Consider the following 17,028-nt stretch of genomic DNA (forward strand, 5'->3'; position numbering starts at 1 on the left):
CGACAAGGAAGACACTTTTGCCGGTCAAGCCAGGACCAATGTCTGGCCGGCCCTATTGCCTTGCAATCGGTTCCGCGTCTGAATAGGTCAAAGGGCCAGATCACCCTGCCCGAGCGGATATGCCCAGCATTAACCTCAAACTTCTGCAGACGTTCCTGCTTGCCGCCGAAAACGGCAGCTTCCGTCGTGCTGCCGAGGAGAGCAATCGTTCGCCGTCGGCGGTCTCGATGCAGATTCGCGACCTTGAGGAGCAGATCGGCATCTCGCTGTTTATCCGCACCGCACAGCGTGCAAGCCTGACGCCGGAAGGCCAGATCCTGTTCGAGGAGATCGCCAATGTGATGTCACAGGTGCAGACCAGCCTCGACCGGCTGACGGAGGTCGCCGCTCGGCGCAAGGGCAAGGTGCAGATCGCCTGCGCCCCGACGCTCGCGGCAAGCCGGCTGGGCGATATCCTGGCGACATTCAAGTTGCGCTATCCCCGCAGCATCGTCGAGGTCATCGAGAGCCCGCCGCAGGCCGCGCTTGGCCTTTTGCAACAGCAGGAGGTCGAGTTCTACATCGGCCCCGAACTGCCAAACCTGACGGACTTCCAGTTCGAGTCTATCCTCGACGATCCGCTGATGGCCTGCATTCCCACGGAAATATACGGCGGCGAAAAGAAGCTGCTGCTCTCCGACCTGCTGCGCTATCCGCTCATCCTGCTCAACCGCAAAACCGCCGTGCGCGGCCTTGTCGATCGGCTGACGGCGGCGGAAGGCATCGAGCTCAAGCCGCAATACGAGGTCGAAAGCGCACAGACGGCGGTGGCGCTGGTGTGTTCGGGACTTGGCGTCTGCGTGGTGCCCGGCATCGCCATTTCGCGCAATGACGAGCGCATGCGAGTGGTACCGATCGACCATCGCGACGCCCACCGCTCCGTCGGCATCATCACCGCGCGGGGCTATGTGCACCACTCCTTCTCCGAACAGCTGATGAACCTCATCCGCACCAATTTGCGCGAACTGGCAAACTGAGCATCGCGCCTTCGGACAGGCACCTTGCACGAGCGCCGAGAATAGTGCGGGAACGCCGTCATTCGCAGCCCGGCCTCACCTGAATATCAGCGCACCCTCAGTCGGTCTGGATCCAGACCGATTTGGTCTCCAGATATTCATGCAGATGTTCGATGCCGCCCTCGCGGCCGTAGCCGGACATCTTCATGCCGCCGAACGGCACCGCCGGGTCGATGGCGTGGTACATGTTGACCCACACCGAGCCGGCCTTGATGCGGCGGGCGAGCTTGTGCGCGGTGCCCAGATGGGTGGTGAAAATGCCGGCTGCCAAGCCATAGGGCGTCGCATTGGCCCGCGCCACGGCTTCGTCGAGCGTGTCGAACGGCATCGCCGAAATCACCGGACCGAAGATTTCTTCACGCGCGATGGTCATCTTGTCCGACACCGCGCCGAAGACGGTCGGCGCGATGAAATTGCCGCCGTCGTAGGGCTCGCCGGTCAGTCGCGCCCCGCCCGCTATCAGTTCCGCGCCTTCGTCGCGGCCGGCCTTGATATAGCCCACCACCTTGCCGGCCTGCCTGGCATTGATGAGCGGGCCGATTTCGGTTTCCGCCTCGATGCCATGGCCGATGCGAAGCCTGCCGGCAAACTCGGCGACCCGGCGCACGAATTCGTCATGGATTTCGCGCGCCACGAACAGCCGCGATCCGGCGATGCAGATCTGGCCCGAATGCACGAACACCGCCATCGCGGCGACAGGAACCGCCTTGTCGATGTCGGCATCCCGGCAGACGATGATCGGCGATTTGCCGCCGAGTTCCAGGGAAACGCGCTTGAGGTTGGTCACGCCCGCCCGCGCGATGGCCTGCCCGGTCAGCGTCGAGCCGGTGAAGACGATCTTGTTGACGTCGGGATGTTCAGCGAGCCGCGCACCGGCCTCCGCCCCGGTGCCGGTGACGACGTTGACGACGCCGTCGGGAACGCCGGCTTCCTGCATCAGCCTGGCGATCAGCAGCGGCGTCAACGAGGCGTCCTCCGAGGGCTTCAGCACGATGGTGCAGCCGGTGGCGAGCGCCGGCGCGATCTTCCAGATCGACGCGGCGGTCGGAGCGTTCCAGGGGATGATCGCGCCGACAACGCCCACCGGTTCGCGCCTTGTGAAGCTGACGATCTCGCCGGGGATCGAATTGTCTATGGATTCGCCATGCAGCGCGGTCGCCATGCCCGCATAGAAGCGCAGCATGCCGATGACGCGCCGCCGGTTGGCGAGCGTGCGCGTGATCGGCAGTCCCATGTCGAGAGTGTCGGAAACGCTGAGCTCTTCCCAATGAGTCTCGAAGAGATCGGCGATGCGCAGAAGCACGCACTGCCGCTCATAGGGCGAGAATTTTGACCACGGCCCTTCGAAAGCCGTGCGCGCAGCGGCCACCGCCGCATCGATGTCGGCGGCCGAGCCACGCGGGACGGTGGCCAGCACTTCGCCAGTCGCCGGGTTGAGCGCCTGCATCTCCTGGCCGGATTGTGCCGGAACCCACCTGCCGCCGACGAACATCGGCCGGAATTCGCCGTGGTAGAGCGCCGTGGCCTTCGCCCGCGGGTCGAAATTCAGCGTCATCCCTTCCTCCTCACAATTCCGTGGCGACTATGCCTCCCACGCCGGTCGACCTCAAACAAGGAAAGCTAAAAGGGCGTTCAGATAATCGGACTGTGCAATGTACGCGACTTCCCCGATGGTGCCGGCAACGGAGGAACAGATATGAGACTTGCTGGCAAGGTCGCCATCGTCACTGGCGGCGGTTCAGGATTTGGCGAAGGCATCGTCAGGAAATTCGTCACCGAAGGTGCGCGGGTCGTGTTGATGGACCGTGATGAGGCCGCCGCGGCCCGCGTTGCTGCCGAAGTCGGCAAAAATGTGCGGCCAATCACTGGCGACGTCTCGACACTCGCAAGCTTCGAAGCGGCGGCAGACCTGGCCCGCTCGGCCTTTGGCGGTCTCGACATACTGGTCAACAATGCCGGCGTGGCCCAGCCGCCCCTGGCGCTCGAGACGATGGACGAAGAGATGTTCGACCGGATCGCCAACGTCAACATGCGATCCATCTACAATGGCGCCCGTGCGGTCGTTGCGCATTTCAAATCCATCAAATCGGGCGCCATCCTCAACGTCGCCTCCACCGGCGGCGTCTCGCCGCGCCCGAATTTGACTTGGTACAATGCTTCCAAAGGCTGGGCGATTGCCGCCACCCGGGCCATGGCCGTGGAACTCGCCCCCTTCGGCATCCGCGTCAACGCCATCAACCCGGTTGCCGGCGACACGCCGCTTCTGTCCACCTTCATCGGCTCCGGCGAGGAAAACCGCGCCCGCGTCGTCGCCACCATTCCGATCGGCAGGCTGTCTACGCCGGCGGACATGGGCAACGCCGCGGCATTCCTGTGCTCCGACGAGGCCAGCATGATCACCGGCGTCGACCTCAATGTCGACGGCGGCAAGTGCATCTGAGCGTTAGACCATTTGGGAGTTGGCGATGAAGCCTGTCTACGAAATCGCCGTGGTGCATGGCGACGGCATCGGCCCGGAAGTCTGCGCCGCAGCGGTTCAAGTGGTGAAAGCAGCGCTTGGTCCCGGCAACCCCTTGCACTTCAGCGAATACCCGGCCGGAGCCGAGCATTTCCTGAAGACCGGCCAGAGCTTTCCCGAGCCGACCTTCCAGGCCTGCCGCGCGGCGGACGCCATCCTGCATGGTGCGGGCGGCTTGCCGGGCGTCGTCCATCCCGATGGAACCGAAGCAGGCCTGGATTTCACGCTGAGACTGCGCTTCGAACTCGATCTCTATGCCAACGTCCGCCCCATCAGGCTCTTCGAGGGCGTGCCTAGCCCGTTGAGCGGAGTGAAGGCCGGCGATATCGACTACATCATCTTGCGCGAGAACAGCGAAGGGCTTTACGCCGCGCGGGGATCGGGCGCCCTGTTGCGCGGCGAAGTGGCGGTCGACACGCTGGTGCAGACCCGCTCCGGCATCGTGCGCATCGTGCGCAAGGCCTTCGAACTGGCGCGCCAGTCGGGCGGCGCGCCCCGTGACGGCGTGCGCCGGGTCACCTGCTGCGACAAGGCCAACGTGCTGCGCAGCTATGCCTTCTTCCGCTCCGTCTTCGACGAAGTGGCGAAGGACTATCCCGATATCGCGACCGAGCACGCGCTGGTCGACGCCATGGCGATGCATCTCGTGCTGAAACCGGGCCATTTCAACGTCGTCGTCAGCGAGAACATGTTCGGCGACATCCTGTCCGACCTCGCCGCTGCGACGGTGGGCGGGATGGGCATGGCGCCTTCAGCCGAGATCGGCGCGGCCAACGGCTTCTTCCAGGCCGCGCACGGCTCGGCGCCCGACATTGCCGGTCAAGGTATCGCCAATCCGTATGGGACGATCCTGTCGGCAGCCTCGATGCTCGACTGGCTCGGCCACAAGCATGGCGACGAGAGGCTCAACCAGGCCGCGGCGCGCATCCGTCGCGTGACCGAGGACTGCCTGGCCAACGGGCTCCTGAGCGCCGACCTGAAAGGCAGGGCGTCGACCAGCGAGATAACCCGCTCGATCTGCGACCGGTTCGCGGCAGCGGCGTGACTGATGATCAAGGTGAAGATAGATCTTGTTGGACCTCGCAAGGTCGGCCAGACGCTCATGCGCCGGATATTCATTGCCGACCGGCACGAGGGCGAGGCTTGAGATGGGCGCTCTCGATCGCCAGGTTTCGGTCGAGGATTTTCGCAGGCTTGCCCGTCGTCGCCTGCCGAAATCCATCTTCGAATTCATCGATGGCGGGGCGGGGCAGGAACTCACCCTTAACGCCAACCGAAGCGATTTCGAAAAGATCAGACTTTTGCCGCGCGTGCTTACCGATGTTTCGCATCCGAACGTTTCCACGACGCTCTGGTCCGAGACCTTGCCGACACCGCTCGTGATCAGCCCGATGGGTTCCTGCGCGCTGGTCAGGCCCGGAGCCGACATTGCCATCGCGAGGGCGGCAACCGCTCGCGGCATCCCCTACACACTCTCCACCATGGCCACGGCCAGCATCGAAGGCATGGCGCGAGCCGTACAGGGGCCGCTGTGGTTCCAGCTTTATGTGCTCAAGGATTTCGACTTCAATCGCCAACTGGTGAGGCGAGCGGAAGAATTTGGCTATTCGACGCTGGTGGTGACCGTTGATCTGCAAGCCGGGGGCAAGCGCGAAAAGGATCTTAGGAACGGCATATCCATCCCACTGCGGCCTTCGGCCCGGCATCTCTGGGAAGGCATGCTTCATCCTGGCTGGTCGCTGCGCCTGCTGCGCGGTCGTCTGCCCCAGTTCGAGAACGTCCGCGGCTATCTCGGTGACAACAGCGCCGGCCTGACGATCGCCGCGCGTGTTGGCGGCAGCCTCCATGCAGGTTTCGACTGGGACGATTTCCGCCAGATCCGCGACTGGTGGAAAGGCCGGCTGCTGGTCAAGGGCGTCCTGCACCCGGGCGACGCGTCGCGACTGGTGGCGGCTGGTGCCGATGGCATCTGGGTGTCCAACCATGGAGGCCGTCAGCTCGATGGTGCTGTATCGAGCATCGATGCCCTGCCCGCCATCCGTCAGGCACTTGGCGCCCAAGTCCCGATCCTCATCGATTCCGGTATCCGCACGGGCACGGACATCATCAAGGCCAAGGCACGCGGCGCCACCGTCGCGGCGATCGGGCGGGCCGCACTGTTCGGCGCCGTGGCTGGCGAGGCCGGTGTGGCCAAGGCACTCGATATCCTCCTGGACGAAGTGGTGACTTGCCTCAGGCTCTGCGGGATCCCCCGTTTTCAGGAAGCGGGATCAGAAATCATAGCATAGCGCCAAGACGTGTGCTCACGCTTGGTCGCAAAGTTTCAGCACCAATTGCAGCCCTCGCACGCCGCTCTTCCCAGGCCCAAAAGCCGCCGTCCATCCAGACGACGGCAGCCTATTCAGAAAGCGTTTGTTTGATGCACACGGGCTGGCGGCAGTCGTTATGAATTCGAAAGGCTGCGCAGTCGGATAGGCGGACTAAACTCGGCCGCCCGGTGCTGGTTTCGGTTCCATCCACCCGTTCTTCAGGACGTCGCGAAGCACGTTCCGTGTGTCTTCGCCCGCTGCCGTTGCGCCGCTCGCCCAAGCGATCGCCAGTGCTCCGAAAAAGATGTCGCGCCCGGTCATCGTCCGTCGTGCAAGCCCTTCGTCCTGTGCAGCCTTCAGGATTCGCTCCGTCGTCGCGATGACAGCATGGCAGGTCGGCGTCAGCGGGGATTCTACTCGGCAAGCGGCCCGTAACGGTTCAGGCAAGCCCTCATAAGCCAGCATCCAGTCGCCGAGAGCTTCAACCCAGAGTTCGAGTGCGCGGCCTGCATCGCTCTCCCCGGCTTCGATTTCAACGCGACGATGGTCGAGGCTTTCATAGTGAAGAATTAGCAGCGCAGCCAGGAGGGCGTCTTTGTTTGGAAAATGGCGGTAGAGCGTCCCTGCCCCCACGCCCGCCAGCTTCGCGATAGCATCCATCGAGACGTCAACACTGTCGTTGCCGAACGCTTGTCGCGCCACCTCGAGAATGTGCGCCCGATTGTGTTGCGCGTCCCTGCGGAGGGCTGACGCGATCGACGATTGAGACATGACTGACCTTTGAACCCTTGAAGATCGGAGACACTCTCCGTATCTAAAGTCGAAGCGGAGATAGTCTCCATATAGCCCGTGGTCGACTGTTCTAACAGGTCGGCATGAGCCGGCGAAACGAGGACGATGATCAGGCAGATGATACCGGCATGCATCTGGGCAACGGTACGGCAACCTGCCTGGGGCCTGGCGCGCGCGGTCAGTAGATGCCGCGAGCGAGCTATACGAAGTTCGAGGCGGGCTGTTCCATCGGGGGTTATGGCGGCACCACCCTGCGCGACCATCTGGATGTCCCGCTCAACACGGGATCGATCCGCGCATCATGCGCTGAACTCATAATCACAATTATCTGGAAGGAAATCGACATGAACATCGGCATTATCGGCGCGGGAAATATCGGCACCACCATCGCACGAAAGCTGACAGCGGCCGGACACGCGGTGAAGCTGGCGGGCTCGAAGGGGCCTGATGATATCCGCGAGAAGGCGATGAAGGTTGGTGCGCTCCCGGTTGCCGCGCACGAAGCAGCCAGGGATGTCGAGGCGATCGTTCTATCGATCCCGTTTGCGAAGATTCCCGATGTCGCCAACATCTTTGCCGATGTACCAGCCGACGTGGTCGTGATCGACACCTCCAATTATTATCCTATGCGCGACGGGAACATCGCGGAGGTTGACGATGGCAAGCCGGAAAGCGTCTGGTCCAGCGAACAACTCGGCCGGCCGGTGGTCAAGACGTTCAATGCGGTCCTCGCCCAAACGCTCGCCGAAGGTGGCGCAGCGGCCGGAACGGCCGAACGGATCGCGATCCCCGTCGCAGGTGATGATGCGCATGCCAAAGCGATCGCACGCGAACTGGTGAACGAGACCGGTTTCGACGCACTTGATGCCGGCGATCTCGCGAGTTCCTGGCGCCAGCAACCGGGCACGCCAGCCTACTGCACGGAACTGACGTTGCCTGATCTTCAGCATGCGCTGTCCACGGCGGAAAAGGCGCGCGCACCCGGAGCTCGCGACGCACTGATCAAGGGCTTCATGGAGGCGACGCCCCCCCTCCGCCACGAGCAGATCGTAGCCCGCAACCGTGAAGTCACCGCCCTCCGATGAGAGACTTTTCCGGTTCCGGCCCGAGGTGGTGACCAAGAAAACTCTCCAAGAGTTCCTTCTGTTTGTCGGGAACAACCTGCCAGCGACGATGACGAGGCCGGCGTGAACCGGCTCTTTAGAGTTTTGTGAAGCCCTTGGCGTTATTTGCGACAAAGGTGAAATCCCCCTTGATGATGCGAGGCATCAACTCCCACGCTCCGCTACCCATCCAGCGAGCCTGAGCCATAGCGCCTGCCTGACGGCAGGCGGTTAGCCGCCGCCGCCCATGGTCACGGACATGAAGGCCCGGAAGGCCGCCGCTGCCGGTTCGATTGATCTGTCACGCGACCAGGCCAGGCCGACATCCATAGTGGGGATGGGCTCGACAAGCCCGCGCACTTCGATGCGCTGCCCCTCCAAGGACCAGGGGCGGTAAACCATGTCGGACAGGACAGTGACCCCCATGCCGGCAGCCACGAGCGACCGCACGGCCTCGACCGAACTGGTGGTAAGGACGGCGCGAAGCGAAAGCCCCGCGGCATCCCAGTAACGGGCGGCCGTCGTACGTGCCTCGTCCACCGTCAGCATGACATAATCTTCCGCCGCCACATCGGCGAGGCTGATTTCCTGCCGCGCGAGCAGATGATGATCAGCCGAGAGCCAGAGCCGGCGGTTCGACCGCATCAAGACCTCCTGCGCCAACTCCTTGGTGTGCTCCAGGTTCGACACCAGCATCACGGCCATGTCGATGTCCCCGCACATCAACCCGCTTTCGAGAGCGTCTCGGGGCAGTTCCAGCACCTCGACCTCGATCTCGGGATAGGTCTTTCGAAACCGCGCGTAGTGGCGCGACATGTAGTAGCCGACGACCGTGTAGGTCATGCCAAGCCGCAGCTTGCCCGCCAGGCCTTTCCTATCGCGCAACGGGCTTCGGACGGCGGCAGCGACGGCCCCGGTGATAACACGCGCATGTTCAAGAAACCGCGCGCCCTCCATAGTCAGTCTTACGCCAGCGTGGTTACGCTCCAAAAGCCGTACGCCCAGGTCAGCCTCAAGCGTCTTTATCGCCGCAGTGACGGCCGATTGCGAGATGTTGAGTTCCACCGCAGCATGACTGACCTGTCCGCTCTCGGCGGTCGCGATAAAATAATCAAGCTGTTTCAAGGTGATGGTCATGGTGCGCTCCGGCCCAGAACCATTATCTGTTTTTTTGATATGACAATCAATAAACTACTATTTCACAAACGCCCTCGCATGCGCAAAAAATGCTGCAACGCCGCAAAGACGGCAGCTTCGAGGGGTAACAATGCGATGGCGGTGACGCTAAACTGCGACATGGGCGAAAGCTTTGGCCTCTACAAGGTTGGCGATGATATGGGCATGATGCCCATCATCGACGTTGCCAATGTCGCCTGTGGTTTTCACGCTTCCGATCCGGATCACATGCACGCCGCCGTCCGCAGCGCCAAGGCGAGTGGCGTAAGGATCGGCGCCCATCCAGGCTTGCCCGACATTCAGGGTTTCGGCCGGCGCGAGATGCGGATGACCCGCGAAGAAGTCAGGAACACCATCATTTACCAGGTGGGAGCGCTTGCCGGCTTCCTCAGGGCCGAGGGTGTGGAACTCCACCACATCAAGCCGCATGGCAGCCTCTACTTCATGGCCATGCAGCAGGAGGCAATCGCCCATGGCGTGTGCGACGCGGCAGAGATTTTCGGCGTACCCCTCTTCGGCATGACGGGCACCCTGCATGAGAAGATCTATCAAGAGCGCGGTATCCCATTCGTCGCCGAGTTCTATGCCGATCTCGACTACGATGCCTCCGGCAAGCTGATCTTGACACGCGTTCATGACGCCAAGGACCCCGCAGAGATGGCCGAGCGGTGCGTACGCGCCATCAAGGAGGGCGAGGGCACGGCAGAGGACGGCAGTTTCTTCCCCGTACGCTGCGAAACCATCTGCGTGCATTCCGATACGCCGAACGCCATCGAAATAGCCAGGGCCGTGCGCACCGCAATCGCCCCCTGGCACTGAACTCGACCGAACCCGCCCGCGCAGGCGGTTCCAAATTAGTCTGTCTGCAGTTTTCCGGAGCTTTTTATGGCCCAGATTCTTTCGCCTCTTCCCGGCACCTTTTATCGGAGCGCTTCGCCAGACCAGCCGCCCTACAAGGCGGATGGCGACGCGGTTTCCGCCGGAGACGTAATCGGTCTCATCGAAGTGATGAAGTCGTTCCACGAAGTGAGGGCCGAGACGGCCGGTACGAACATCCGCTTCATTGCCGACAATGAGGACCCCATCATGGCCGGCGCACCTATCGCGGATCTCGACTGATGCTGAAAAAGCTTCTGGTTGCCAACCGGGGCGAGATAGCGGTCAGGATCATCCGGGCCGCGCAAGATTTGGGGATCGCCACCGTGGCGGTGTATTCGGCCGCAGACGCCGAGTCGCTCCACGTCCAGCTTGCGGACGAAGCGGTCAACATCGGCCCACCAGCAGCAAAGAAGTCCTATCTCAATGTCGAAGCAATTCTGAAGGCTGCCAGCGATACCGGTTGCGACAGCGTTCATCCTGGCTATGGGTTCCTTGCCGAGAATGCCGCGTTTTCCGACGCGGTCACAGGCGCTGGATTGGTCTTCGTCGGCCCGTCGGGAGATGCGATCCGGATGATGGGAGACAAGGTCTCGGCGCGATCGGCCGCCGCCGCTGCAGGTGTCCCTGTGGTGCCTGGCTCGGCTGGCCGGGTCGAGGGCCTCAAGGCTGGCCACGAGGTGCTGACCGCAACCGGTTTTCCGGTGATGATCAAGGCGGCGGCAGGCGGCGGCGGGCGGGGCATCCGCATCGCCAACTCGCTCGCCGAGTTCGAACAAGCCTTTCCTCAGGCCGAAGCAGAAGCCCTCGCCGCCTTTGGCGACGGTGGCCTCTACATGGAAAAAGTGATCGGCAAGGCCCGCCATATCGAGGTGCAGGTGCTGGCGGACGGAAGCGATGCCATTCACTGCTACGAGCGGGAGTGCTCACTGCAGCGGCGACGCCAGAAGGTTTGGGAGGAGGCGCCGTCTCGCGCACTTTCAGACAGGCTGCGCGAGGATCTCTGCGCTTCGGCGGTCGCTTTGGCCAAGGCGGTCAAATACTCTGGTGCCGGCACGGTAGAGTATCTTTATGACGATGAAGCAGATCGCTTTTACTTCATCGAGATGAACACCCGTATCCAGGTCGAGCACCCGGTCACCGAAGCGATCACCGGCATCGACCTCGTTGCGGAGATGCTTCGCATCGCCGGCGGCGAGAAGCTGAGGTTCAGGCAGAGCGATGTCTCCGTCAAGGGGCATGCGATCGAAGTCCGGCTCAATGCCGAAGACCCGGCGAAGGAGTTCGCTCCATTCCCCGGGCAGGTGGCCGAGCTTCGCATTCCCGGCGGTCCGGGCGTACGCTTCGATTCGATGCTCTATCAAGGCTATCAGGTGCCGCCCTTCTATGACTCGCTGCTTGCCAAGCTGATCGTGCATGCAGAGACGCGCGAGGCGGCGATAGTGCGCCTGATCCGCGCGCTCAACGAGTTGAAGATCGGCGGGCTCAAGACCACCAAGCCGCTGTTTCTTGCGCTGGCCGCCGATCCGGCGGTACGGGCGGGAGACGTGCATACCCGCTGGCTGGAAGGCTGGCTCATCGAAAACGCCGCAGCATTGGCGGGTTAAGGAGGACCGATGTCGATACGATTCAACTTCGGCGGTGACGAACATATCTTCGGCGAGGTGTCCGAAGAAATGTCGCTCACCTCCTTCTTTACCGGCCTTTCGATGACGAACGCGGTGCGTACGGCAGGCATCCGAGGTGTCACCGAGATCTGCCCAGCCAACGCCAGCTTCCAGATTCGCTTCAACCCCGACATCGTCAAGCCGCAGGATTTGCTCAGCGAACTGAAGTCGATGGAAGAGGCGGCCTCGAAGGCGGACCCGGTGCTGAAGACCCGGATCATCGAACTGCCGGTTTATTTCCAGGATCCATGGACGCGTGAAACCTGCCTGCGCTTCCGCGAGCGCCATCAGGACCCCTCCTCCACCGATCTTGAATATTCGGCACGCATCAACGGCTACGCCACGGTGGAAGAGTTTATCACGGCCTATTCCGGCCAGCCCTGGTTCGTGTCCATGGTCGGCTTCGTCGCCGGCCTCCCCTTCCTGTACCAGATGGTTGAGCGCAAGAAACAGATTCAGGCGCCGAAATACTTGCGTCCACGCACCGACACTCCCAAGCTCACCATTGGCCATGGCGGCTGCTTTGCAGCGATCTATTCGGTGCGCGGCGCTGGCGGCTACCAGATGTATGGCATAACCCCGGCTCCGATCTACGACCCGACCAGGAAGGTGCGCTACCTCTCAGATGATATGTGCCTGTTCAAGCCAGGCGACATCGTCAAGTTCAAGGCCATTGGCCGCGATGACTACGACGCCACGCTGGAGGAAATCGAAGCCAATCGGTGGCAGCCGACGGTTCGCGAGTGCACCTTCAGCCTGAAGGATTTCAACAGCGATATTTACGGCACCAATGCAAAGCTGATGGAGCTTATCAATGGCCGTTAAGGTAATCTCTCCCGGCCTCTCCACTTCCGTGCAGGACCTTGGCCGACCAGGCCACTACCATGTCGGCATTCCCGAAGGCGGCGGCATGGACCGCTTTGCCACACGCATCGCAAACCTGCTTGTCGGCAACGATCCGGGTGCCGCGGTGCTCGAAGCCACCTTCATGGGCCCCGAACTCGAATTCACCCAATCCGCGGTCGTCGCCGTCACGGGAGGAGAACTCCCCCCCAAACTCAATGGCGAGGAACGGCCGACCTGGGAAAGTTTTCCGGTGAAGGCCGGTGACCGGCTTTCCTTCGGCTTCCTCAAGGGCGGCGCGCGCGCTTATCTGGCCGTCTCCGGCGGCATCGACGTACCGGTGGTTCTCGGTTCGCGCTCGACTTACATTCTGGGCGCACTCGGCGGTCATCAGGGCCGCACGCTGAAGGCGGGTGATGAGCTTCCCCTCGGCGAAGGTTCCGGCAAAGCCGGTCTTTCACTGCCTGCAAATCTGCGCCGCGCGGGCAATAGTCCGGCGGAACTCAGAATGCTTCCCGGCATGTACTGGCATCGGATCACTGAAGCTGCCGGCACTCGGTTCTTTGAGGAAACCTGGAAGGTCGCACCCGAAGCCGACCGCATCGGCTATCGCTTCCGGGGTGGGACGCCGCTGGAATTCGTCGAGCGCGAGCAGCCTTTCGGTGCGGGCTCCGACCCCTCGAACATCGTCGATGCCTGCTATCCCTACGGATCCGTCCAGGTGCCGAGTGGCACGGAGCCGATCGTTCTTCACCGGGACGCGGTTTCGGGTGGCGGGTACATGATGCTGGGCGTGGTGATATCGGCCGACATGGACCTTATCGCCCAGCTCCAGCCGCACACCCCGGCGCGCTTCGTTCCGGTGACGCTGGAAGACGCGCTTGCCGCGCGAACCGAACAGCGCGCCGCGCTGGCGCGTGCTGAAGGGCATCTGGCCGGCTGACGTCAGCCGGGAAAATGCCGGCGGAGGAGCCGGTGGCGAGGAGATCGGCCGGCCAAAACCGACCGTGCGTGGCGGAAGACAAAATCCGGTGCGCGAAACGACAAGACGACGCCGGGCAACGGCGTGAATTTGGCACCCGAGCAGTCCGCTAGAGACCGCCGGAACCGACAGGGGAAGACATTTGCAACGCGACTGGCCGCAAGGCCGGATGCTTCGCGCCTTTCCGTCGGTAGAAAGAAGGAAAGGGTCATGAGTCATCTGAGCGCGGAGAATGTCTCGGTATCGTTTGCGGGGCTGAAGGCCCTGTCATCGGTAGACCTCCAAATTACGCCCGGCCGCATCAGTGGCCTCATCGGCCCGAATGGCGCTGGCAAGACCACGCTCGTCAACGTGCTGACCGGCTTCCAGGCACCGACGGAAGGCACCATCAAGCTCGACGGGGCAGCACTCACAGGTCTCAAGCCGCATCAGGTCCGGCGGCGCGGCATTGCCCGCACCTTCCAGGGTGGGCGGCTCTTCCGCGACCTGCCTGTGCTGGACAATTTGGAGGTAACCGGCGTTGGTCTGGGAATGAGCCGGCGCGCTGCCATCGCCGAAGCGGAAGCGATGCTCGACTGGATAGGCATCGGTGCGCTGGGCACCCGCATCGCCGGAACGTTGCCATATACGGACGAGCGCCGCGTCGCCATTGGCCGCGCCCTGATGGGACGGCCCGCGTACATCCTGCTCGACGAGCCCGCGGCTGGCATGAGCGCGCTGGAGGCGCGGGAGCTTTCGGCCCTGATAAGACATATCGCCAGCGATCTCGGCTGTGGTGTCCTGCTCATCGAGCACAATGTCGGGCTGGTGCTCGGCCTTTGCCAGCATATCGTCGTGCTCGATTCCGGAGCGATCATCGAGGAAGGCCCGCCTGCCGCGATCCGCGACAGCGAGAAGGTGCGCCACGCCTATATGGGCACGGCCGCGAACACCGACCTGCCTGTGCTGGAGGCGATGGAATGAGCCTGCTCGCCCTTTCCGATATCACTATCCGCTACAGCCGTCTCACGGCGGTCCGAAATGTCTCCTTCTCCATGGAGGAGGGAGAAATCCTGTTCATCACCGGCCCGAACGGAGCCGGGAAGTCTTCGCTGCTGCGCGCGATCGCCGGTGTTACGCCGGTGGCGGGCGGCCGGATCGACCTTGCAGGTCATGAGATCACCGGCCAGGCGCCGGAGAACATCGCCCGGCTCGGATTGTCCATGGTGCCGGAGGGGCGCGATGTCTTCGGCTCGCTGACGACCGAAGAGAACCTTCTGGTCGGAACCGGCATGCATGCCCGCGAACGCGGCTGGCGCAGCCGAGCGGCCGACGAACTCGAAGCCGTCTACGCAACCTTCCCGATGCTGAAAGAGAGGCGGCACGGGCAGGCGGGATTGCTGTCCGGCGGGCAGCAGCAAATGCTGGTCATCGGACGCGCGCTGATGACCAATCCGCGGCTTGTAGCCATCGACGAGCCTTCGCTGGGCCTCGCCCCCAACATCAACGACCAGGTCTACGAGCGGCTGATCGCGTTGCGTGCGCAGCGCCAGCTCACGCTCCTGATCGTTGAGCAGAGCTCGGCCCGGGCGATGATGGTGGGCGGGCGGATGATCCTGATGCGTGGCGGACAGATCGTGCTCGATGGCGACGCGCGGACGCTCGGCAATGGCGAGGCGATCCAGGCTGCCTATTTCGGTTACGAGGACCACTGAGATGCTCCAGATCCTGTTCGACGCACTCTCGCTTGGTTCGCTCTACGCGCTTGGGGCGCTTGGCATTGCCCTCATCTTCGGCGTCATGCGGCTGGTGAACTTCGCGCATGGCGACGTCATCGCCTTCTGCGTCTTCGCGCTGCTATGGCCGTCAACAGACGCCATGGCCATCGTCTTCGCTGGCCAATTGCCGTGGTACCTGCTGGTGCCCTTCGTGCTCCTTTGCGGGGCCGGGCTGTCGGTGCTGTGCGAAATCGTTGTCTTCAGGCGGTTCCGCCAAGCAAATCCGGCAACCATGATGATCGCCTCCTTCGCGCTCGGTTTCGTCATTCGCTACTTCCTGCTCATGCTTTTCTCCAGTCGGCCGAAATCGATCTCGCTGCTGCCCGAACTGTCCCAGCCGGTGGAGATCCTCGGTGCCAGGCTTCCCCTCCTCCAGCTCATAACGATCGTCGCCACGATGGTCATCCTGATCGGCCTGACACTGTTCCTGCGTCAAACCCGCTTCGGCCTGGAGATGCGGGCGGCGGCCGAGAACTTCTCGATGGCCCGCATGCTGGGTGTGCGTGCGAACCGGGTTATCATGGGCGCGTTCGCCCTCTCCGGCGCGTTGGCCGCCGCCATTGCACTGATCTTTGGCGCCCAGACAGGCACGCTGGACATCCAGATGGGCGCCTCGATCATGTTGATGGCCTTCATCGCCACCGTCATTGGCGGCCTCGGCAGCCTCGGGGGAGCCGTGCTCGCCGGCTTCCTGCTGGGTGCCGCCTCGGTGATCATGCAGGTCATGCTGCCCATCGACGCCCGGCCGTTCCGCGATGCCTTTGTCTATGGAGCGGTCATCCTCGTTCTCCTCTTCCGCCCGCAAGGGCTTATTGCCGCGCGCGGCACCAAGGAAAGGGTCTGATTTCATGGGTGTCGCCGCCTCCCTCACCAACTCTACCGCTGCCGGTGCCGCGGCTGCCGAGCGAAAGCCCGCCCGCTTCGCGCTTGCCCGCCGCACAATCCTGACGCCGGTCCTGCTTTCTCTGCTGCTGCTGGCCATCGCGCTGATCACGGTGATGACCGGATCGCGGCCCTTCAACCAGACGGTGATCGACGTGTTCGTCCGTGTCATCCTCGTCGTGGGCCTATACATCTTTATCGGAAATTCGGGCGTTCTCAGCTTCGGGCATATCGGCTTCACCTGCCTTGGCGCCTACGCGGCCGCATGGCTCACCATCAATCCGATGATGAAACGCGGTTCGCTGCCGGGATTGCCCGAATGGCTGCTGGCGACCCGTTTGCCGTACTGGCAATCGGCCGTGCTGGCGGCATTGTTCGCCGCCCTCGCCGCTCTCATCTTCGGGCGGGTGCTGATGCGGCTATCGGGCATCGCGGCTTCGATCGCGACCTTCGCGATGCTCGCCATGATCAACACAATTTATTCCAACTGGGAGAGCGTGACCGGAGCGACCTCATCGGTCGTCGGCATTCCGATCGTGCGCATGATCTGGCCGTATCTGATCGGCGCCGTGGTCGCAATCTTCATCGCCTGGGCGCACGCGATCTCCCGGTCCGGCCTGGCCCTTCGTGCTGCCCGCGACGAGCCCACCGCCGCCGCGGCTTCCGGTATCGACATTCCCAGGGAAAGACTGGTGGCGTTCGTCGTATCGGGCGCGGTGATGGGGCTGGGCGGTGCGCTTATGGCTCATTCCATCGGCGTGGTCACACCCGATACATTCTATCTCGGTCTCACCTTCATCACCCTTTCCATGCTCGTCGTCGGCGGCATGGGCAGCCTGTCGGGGGGTGTGGTGGGTGTCGTCCTGCTGTCCGCCCTGATCCAGGCGCTGCGCTGGCTGGAGGCAGGCGTATCGCTCGGCGAGTCCACTTTCGCCCTCCCGAAAGGGGTCCAGGAAATAGCCCTCGGCGTCATCATGATCGTGATCCTCGCGCTTCGCCCATCCGGACTCATGGGCAACCGCGAGCTCACCTTACCTCGCAGCAGTCGCAACAAGTGACCGGCGGCAC

At 62.9% G+C, this 17,028-nt stretch carries 17 protein-coding genes; 14 read left to right on the plus strand and 3 right to left on the minus strand.

Going from position 1 to position 17,028, the window contains the following annotated elements; genetic code table 11:
• The first annotated feature begins 119 nt into the window (after window positions 1–119).
• Window positions 120–1,016, plus strand: a complete 897-nt coding sequence (locus NKJ67_RS11465) for a LysR family transcriptional regulator (protein ID WP_027036279.1) — start codon at window positions 120–122, stop codon at window positions 1,014–1,016.
• A gap of 97 nt (window positions 1,017–1,113) precedes the next feature.
• Here NKJ67_RS11465 and NKJ67_RS11470 read toward each other — a convergent pair whose 3' ends face one another.
• Window positions 1,114–2,610, minus strand: a complete 1,497-nt coding sequence (locus NKJ67_RS11470; protein ID WP_352581381.1) for an aldehyde dehydrogenase family protein — start codon at window positions 2,608–2,610, stop codon at window positions 1,114–1,116.
• A 141-nt stretch (window positions 2,611–2,751) separates the two neighbouring features.
• Between NKJ67_RS11470 and NKJ67_RS11475 the strand changes: the two genes are divergently transcribed.
• The 3 genes from NKJ67_RS11475 (at window position 2,752) to NKJ67_RS11485 (ending at window position 5,861) form a co-directional block, all read left to right on the plus strand.
• A complete protein-coding gene (locus tag NKJ67_RS11475; RefSeq protein WP_023808968.1) occupies window positions 2,752–3,495 on the plus strand; it encodes a glucose 1-dehydrogenase in 744 nt (247 codons plus the stop codon).
• A 25-nt stretch (window positions 3,496–3,520) separates the two neighbouring features.
• A complete protein-coding gene (locus NKJ67_RS11480; protein WP_127326917.1) occupies window positions 3,521–4,618 on the plus strand; it encodes an isocitrate/isopropylmalate dehydrogenase family protein in 1,098 nt (365 codons plus the stop codon).
• A gap of 103 nt (window positions 4,619–4,721) precedes the next feature.
• On the plus strand, window positions 4,722–5,861 hold the full coding sequence (locus NKJ67_RS11485) for an alpha-hydroxy acid oxidase (RefSeq protein WP_352581382.1): 1,140 nt from the start codon (window positions 4,722–4,724) through the stop codon (window positions 5,859–5,861).
• A 192-nt stretch (window positions 5,862–6,053) separates the two neighbouring features.
• Here the strand turns inward: NKJ67_RS11485 and NKJ67_RS11490 are convergent, their stop codons facing one another.
• Window positions 6,054–6,653, minus strand: coding sequence for a TetR/AcrR family transcriptional regulator (locus NKJ67_RS11490; RefSeq protein WP_352581383.1), 600 nt, complete (start codon window positions 6,651–6,653; stop codon window positions 6,054–6,056).
• 365 nt (window positions 6,654–7,018) lie between these two features.
• On the opposite strand from NKJ67_RS11490, the gene NKJ67_RS11495 reads away from it, so the two are divergent.
• The gene (locus tag NKJ67_RS11495) at window positions 7,019–7,759 is read left to right on the plus strand and encodes an NADPH-dependent F420 reductase (protein ID WP_256747157.1); all 741 of its coding nucleotides are present in this window, start codon (window positions 7,019–7,021) and stop codon (window positions 7,757–7,759) included.
• A 249-nt stretch (window positions 7,760–8,008) separates the two neighbouring features.
• Here the strand turns inward: NKJ67_RS11495 and NKJ67_RS11500 are convergent, their stop codons facing one another.
• Complete coding sequence (locus tag NKJ67_RS11500; protein ID WP_013533150.1) at window positions 8,009–8,914, minus strand: LysR family transcriptional regulator; 906 nt, start codon at window positions 8,912–8,914, stop codon at window positions 8,009–8,011.
• Window positions 8,915–9,049: 135 nt separating this feature from the next.
• Between NKJ67_RS11500 and pxpA the strand changes: the two genes are divergently transcribed.
• The 9 genes from pxpA (at window position 9,050) to NKJ67_RS11545 (ending at window position 17,018) form a co-directional block, all read left to right on the plus strand.
• Complete coding sequence (gene pxpA / locus NKJ67_RS11505) at window positions 9,050–9,772, plus strand: 5-oxoprolinase subunit PxpA (protein WP_352581384.1); 723 nt, start codon at window positions 9,050–9,052, stop codon at window positions 9,770–9,772.
• 66 nt (window positions 9,773–9,838) lie between these two features.
• Window positions 9,839–10,072 carry an acetyl-CoA carboxylase gene (locus NKJ67_RS11510; protein WP_013533152.1) on the plus strand — a complete coding sequence of 78 codons (234 nt, stop codon included), beginning with the start codon at window positions 9,839–9,841 and terminating at the stop codon, window positions 10,070–10,072.
• The gene (locus NKJ67_RS11515) at window positions 10,072–11,436 is read left to right on the plus strand and encodes an acetyl-CoA carboxylase biotin carboxylase subunit (RefSeq protein ID WP_352581385.1); all 1,365 of its coding nucleotides are present in this window, start codon (window positions 10,072–10,074) and stop codon (window positions 11,434–11,436) included. Before NKJ67_RS11510 ends, NKJ67_RS11515 begins: the two co-directional genes overlap by 1 nt.
• Before the next feature lie 9 nt (window positions 11,437–11,445).
• Window positions 11,446–12,321, plus strand: coding sequence for a 5-oxoprolinase subunit B family protein (locus tag NKJ67_RS11520; protein WP_127326913.1), 876 nt, complete (start codon window positions 11,446–11,448; stop codon window positions 12,319–12,321).
• On the plus strand, window positions 12,311–13,282 hold the full coding sequence (locus tag NKJ67_RS11525) for a 5-oxoprolinase subunit C family protein (RefSeq protein WP_127319973.1): 972 nt from the start codon (window positions 12,311–12,313) through the stop codon (window positions 13,280–13,282). Before NKJ67_RS11520 ends, NKJ67_RS11525 begins: the two co-directional genes overlap by 11 nt.
• Window positions 13,283–13,531: 249 nt before the next feature.
• Window positions 13,532–14,284 (plus strand): ABC transporter ATP-binding protein, encoded by a 753-nt coding sequence (locus NKJ67_RS11530; protein WP_027163992.1) that lies wholly within the window; start codon window positions 13,532–13,534, stop codon window positions 14,282–14,284.
• Window positions 14,281–15,015, plus strand: coding sequence for an ABC transporter ATP-binding protein (locus tag NKJ67_RS11535; RefSeq protein WP_127319975.1), 735 nt, complete (start codon window positions 14,281–14,283; stop codon window positions 15,013–15,015). Before NKJ67_RS11530 ends, NKJ67_RS11535 begins: the two co-directional genes overlap by 4 nt.
• 1 nt (window position 15,016) lies before the next feature.
• Window positions 15,017–15,922 (plus strand): branched-chain amino acid ABC transporter permease, encoded by a 906-nt coding sequence (locus tag NKJ67_RS11540; RefSeq protein WP_027036291.1) that lies wholly within the window; start codon window positions 15,017–15,019, stop codon window positions 15,920–15,922.
• 4 nt (window positions 15,923–15,926) lie between these two features.
• The gene (locus NKJ67_RS11545) at window positions 15,927–17,018 is read left to right on the plus strand and encodes a branched-chain amino acid ABC transporter permease (protein ID WP_127326909.1); all 1,092 of its coding nucleotides are present in this window, start codon (window positions 15,927–15,929) and stop codon (window positions 17,016–17,018) included.
• Window positions 17,019–17,028: the final 10 nt, after the last annotated feature.

The organism is Mesorhizobium sp. M0088, assembly GCF_040322895.1.
Lineage (GTDB): Bacteria > Pseudomonadota > Alphaproteobacteria > Rhizobiales > Rhizobiaceae > Mesorhizobium.

What these genes read in the sequence shown, in the direction of transcription:
- NKJ67_RS11465 (WP_027036279.1), top strand. Translation starts at nt 120, where the DNA reads ATGCCCAGCATTAACCTCAAACTTCTGCAGACGTTCCTGCTTGCCGCC.
- NKJ67_RS11495 (WP_256747157.1), top strand. Translation starts at nt 7,019, where the DNA reads ATGAACATCGGCATTATCGGCGCGGGAAATATCGGCACCACCATCGCA.
- NKJ67_RS11470 (WP_352581381.1), bottom strand. Translation starts at nt 2,610, where the DNA reads ATGACGCTGAATTTCGACCCGCGGGCGAAGGCCACGGCGCTCTACCAC.
- NKJ67_RS11530 (WP_027163992.1), top strand. Translation starts at nt 13,532, where the DNA reads ATGAGTCATCTGAGCGCGGAGAATGTCTCGGTATCGTTTGCGGGGCTG.
- NKJ67_RS11540 (WP_027036291.1), top strand. Translation starts at nt 15,017, where the DNA reads ATGCTCCAGATCCTGTTCGACGCACTCTCGCTTGGTTCGCTCTACGCG.
- NKJ67_RS11510 (WP_013533152.1), top strand. Translation starts at nt 9,839, where the DNA reads ATGGCCCAGATTCTTTCGCCTCTTCCCGGCACCTTTTATCGGAGCGCT.
- NKJ67_RS11545 (WP_127326909.1), top strand. Translation starts at nt 15,927, where the DNA reads ATGGGTGTCGCCGCCTCCCTCACCAACTCTACCGCTGCCGGTGCCGCG.
- NKJ67_RS11490 (WP_352581383.1), bottom strand. Translation starts at nt 6,653, where the DNA reads ATGTCTCAATCGTCGATCGCGTCAGCCCTCCGCAGGGACGCGCAACAC.
- NKJ67_RS11475 (WP_023808968.1), top strand. Translation starts at nt 2,752, where the DNA reads ATGAGACTTGCTGGCAAGGTCGCCATCGTCACTGGCGGCGGTTCAGGA.
- NKJ67_RS11535 (WP_127319975.1), top strand. Translation starts at nt 14,281, where the DNA reads ATGAGCCTGCTCGCCCTTTCCGATATCACTATCCGCTACAGCCGTCTC.
- NKJ67_RS11500 (WP_013533150.1), bottom strand. Translation starts at nt 8,914, where the DNA reads ATGACCATCACCTTGAAACAGCTTGATTATTTTATCGCGACCGCCGAG.
- NKJ67_RS11520 (WP_127326913.1), top strand. Translation starts at nt 11,446, where the DNA reads ATGTCGATACGATTCAACTTCGGCGGTGACGAACATATCTTCGGCGAG.
- NKJ67_RS11525 (WP_127319973.1), top strand. Translation starts at nt 12,311, where the DNA reads ATGGCCGTTAAGGTAATCTCTCCCGGCCTCTCCACTTCCGTGCAGGAC.
- NKJ67_RS11485 (WP_352581382.1), top strand. Translation starts at nt 4,722, where the DNA reads ATGGGCGCTCTCGATCGCCAGGTTTCGGTCGAGGATTTTCGCAGGCTT.
- NKJ67_RS11515 (WP_352581385.1), top strand. Translation starts at nt 10,072, where the DNA reads ATGCTGAAAAAGCTTCTGGTTGCCAACCGGGGCGAGATAGCGGTCAGG.
- NKJ67_RS11480 (WP_127326917.1), top strand. Translation starts at nt 3,521, where the DNA reads ATGAAGCCTGTCTACGAAATCGCCGTGGTGCATGGCGACGGCATCGGC.
- pxpA (WP_352581384.1), top strand. Translation starts at nt 9,050, where the DNA reads ATGGCGGTGACGCTAAACTGCGACATGGGCGAAAGCTTTGGCCTCTAC.